Origin of the sequence: Streptomyces sp. NPDC059002 (assembly GCF_042740435.1) — a bacterium.
In the GTDB taxonomy this organism is placed as follows: Bacteria; Actinomycetota; Actinomycetes; order Streptomycetales; family Streptomycetaceae; genus Streptomyces.
This window is the reverse complement of record NZ_JBHYJI010000139.1, coordinates 1-2,952: the sequence shown is the minus strand read 5'-3', so window position 1 is coordinate 2,952 and position 2,952 is coordinate 1. Positions and strand designations below refer to the sequence as shown.

At 77.4% G+C, this 2,952-nt stretch carries 2 protein-coding genes; both read right to left on the bottom strand.

Going from position 1 to position 2,952, the window contains the following annotated elements; translation table 11 throughout:
- Positions 1 to 112 precede the first annotated feature (112 nt).
- Positions 113 to 1,231 (bottom strand): ADP-ribosylglycohydrolase family protein, encoded by a 1,119-nt coding sequence (locus ACFWZ2_RS43465; RefSeq protein WP_384555335.1) that lies wholly within the window; start codon positions 1,229 to 1,231, stop codon positions 113 to 115.
- 339 nt (positions 1,232 to 1,570) lie between these two features.
- Complete coding sequence (locus ACFWZ2_RS43460) at positions 1,571 to 2,818, bottom strand: tetratricopeptide repeat protein (protein WP_384555334.1); 1,248 nt, start codon at positions 2,816 to 2,818, stop codon at positions 1,571 to 1,573.
- Positions 2,819 to 2,952: the final 134 nt, after the last annotated feature.

Sequence of the window (2,952 nt, the reverse complement as noted above, 5' to 3'; positions counted from 1 at the left end):
CGGACGGCACACACCGGGCAGACACGCGGCGCGGAACCCGGATAGCGGCGGGCGCTGTCGCGCGGGCGGAGGGGCGGGCTCGCGTCGGCGAGCGCGAGGCGTGCGGGCGGGGTCAGGCCCGGGGATAGCGGGTCAGCCAGCCCGGGGAGGAGAGGGCGGGGCCGTGCAGGGCCGGGCCCTGGGTCATTTCCATGGCGAAGTCGTCGGCGAGTTCCAGGATGGTGGCGCGGCCCTCCAGTTCGGTGAGCCAGCCGGGCGGCAGCGCCGTCTCGCCGTGCAGGGCGCCGAGCAGCGCACCGCAGAGCGCGCCCGTGGCGGCGGACGCGCCGCCGTGGTTGACGGCGAGCCGCAGCCCGTGCCGGATGTCCTCGCCGACCAGGGCGCAGTACACGGCGGCGGCGAGCGCGCCGTCGGCCGTGCCGTCCGCGAGGAGTTCCTCGACGCGCGCGGGCGTGGGCATGCCCTGGCGTACGGCGCCGAGCGCGTGCCGGAGCGCGTCCGTGACGGGCTGATGGCCGGGGCGGGCGGCGAGCAGGGCGAGGGTCCGCTGGATCGCGCCGTCGAGGGATTCGCCGCGGGCCAGGCCGTGCACGATGACGGTGTGCGCGCCCGCCGCGAGATAGGCGGTGGGGTGTCCGTGGGTCTGCACGGCGCACTCGACGGCGAGCTGCAGGACGAGCTGCGGCTCCCAGCCGACGAGGAGGCCGAAGGGCGCGGACCTGGCGACGGCGTCGGCGTCGGCCGCTTCGGGGTTCTTGGGTGCTTCGAGGGTGCCCATCACCTCGTCGGCGAGGCCGAGCAGACAGGCGCGGGAGGGGTCGCGCCGCGAGTACAGCCACTCCTCGCGGGCCAGCCAGCCGTCCTCCTTGCGCCGCTCGTCGGGGCCCCAGTCGCTCTGGGTGGCGGCCCAGCGGCGGTAGGCGCGGTGCAGGTCGGTCGGCGGGTGCCAGGCTCCGGTGTCGCGGCGCACCTGGGCGCGTATGAGTCCGTCGACGGTGAAGAGGGTCAGCTGGGTGGCGGCGGTGACGGCGCCGCGCCTGCCGTGCGCGGGCGCGGGTTCGGTGAGTCCTTCGGCGCCGTGCGCCTCGCGTATCGCGTCGAGGGCGAGGCCGTCGACGGGGGCCCCGAAGGCGTCGCCCACGGCGGTCCCGAGCAGCGTGCCGCGCACCCGGCTGCGGAAGTCCTGCTGCTCGGCGCGGCCCCAGACACCGGTGGCTGCTGCAGTGCCCACCTGGCCCCCTCCCGTGGCTCGACCGGTTGCGACTGCGCAGCACTGTAATCGACCGGGAACGATCGGTTCAGGCGCCAAGTGGTTTGCGAGGAGTCGCCCTGGAGGTCGCTTTTGAACGACGTTCACGGGGCCCACGGACGACGTCCATCAGACCTCCAGAACACCCGACTCCCCGGCCCGCCCCCTGCGGCGGATCAGCTCCTGGTTGGACGGCTCGGCCGCCTCACCCGGCGCCATCGGGCCTCCCCCGTTGCGCACAGCCCGACACGTCCCCCAGTCCCCACCGGCTGTGCCGAAGTCTCCACCTGGGCCGGGCGGTTCGCCGGGCCGCCGACTCGCTCACTCCTCCCGCCCGGCGATCCGCGCCCGCTGCGCCCGTGCCCAGTCGTACGCCGGGTCGACGCGCAGCGCCTCGTCCAGGGAGGACAGGGCCTCCTCGATGCGGCCGAGGGCTTCGAGGGAGAGGGCCCTGCCGCCCCAGGCCCAGGCGTAGGCGGGGTCGAGGGCGAGGGCCGCGTCGTACTCGGCGATGGCCATGTCGTGGTGGCCCGTGAGGCGGTGGATGTCGCCGCGTTCGCCGCGGGTGCCGGGCGCGTCGGGGGCGAGGTGTTCGGCGCGGGCCAGGTCCGCGAGGGCGCCCTGGGTGTCGCCGGTGTGCCGGCGGGCGTGGGCCCTGCGGACCAGGGCCCAGGTGTAGTCGGGGCGCAGCGCGAGCGCGTGGTCGAAGTCGGCGAGGGCTTCCGTGTGCCGCCCCAGGCTGAACTTGGCCTGGCCGCGGCTGCCGAGGGTCAGCGGCTCCCTGGGGGCGAGGGCGTGCGCGCGGTCCAGCTCGCGCAGGGCCTCCTCGAAGCGGCCCGCCCTGCGGTAGGTCTCGCCGCGCTCGCGCACCACCCACTCGACGCCGGGCGCCAACTCGTCGGCGCGGTCGAGGTGTTCGTGCGCGGCGTCGAAGTCCCGCAGGGCGCGGTACACGAGGGCGAGGCCGTGGTGGGCCCACGGGTCGCGCGGGTCGAGGGCGAGCGCCCGGGTGTGCGCGTCGACGGCGTCCGGCATCCGGTCGAGGCGGAAGAGCCACAGGCCGCGCGTGTTCTGTGCGGCGACGCGGCCCGCGACGTCGAGACCGCCGCGGGCCAGGAGCAGGTCGAGGACGCCGAGGCAGCCGCGCTGTTCGTCGGCGAGCGCGGCCAGGCAGTCGGCGCCCCACGCGGCGAGTTCGGGCGCGTCCGCGTCCGCGCCCGCGTCGGCCAGCGCGCGCGCCCAGCCGCGGGTGACGGGCAGGTCGGCGCGGCAGGCGTCGACGCCGTCGAGCAGGGCGCCGGGCAGTGCGGCACGCGGGCCCGCGCACAGCAGGTGGTACAGCTCCTCCAGGCGCGGGGCCTGCCACACGGGGTGCAGCCAGGGGCGGCCAGGCTCGCCGCGGATCTCCTCCTCGGCGGCCGCGCGGCGCGCCGCGAACAGGTCGGCGAGGCGCGCGTGGCCCGCGGCCCACAGGCCGGGCGACGTGGTGCGGCGCAGCCGCAGCATGGGGGCGCGGACCACGTCGTGGTAGCGGGCGAGGCCCCTGCCGTCGGCGACCACGAAGGGCATGGTGCGCAGCCAGCCGAGGATCCCGGCGGGCCCGCCCCCCCGCGCCGCCCCCCGCCCCCGCCCCCCGCGTCCCCGACCGGCCGCCCCCGGTCGACCGCGACTGGATCCTCGGCAGCCCGCGCCCCGCCGCCGAC

Bases quoted from the DNA above. Each gene is read 5' to 3' on its own strand.
- ACFWZ2_RS43460 (WP_384555334.1), bottom strand. From the start codon at position 2,818: ATGCCCTTCGTGGTCGCCGACGGCAGGGGCCTCGCCCGCTACCACGAC.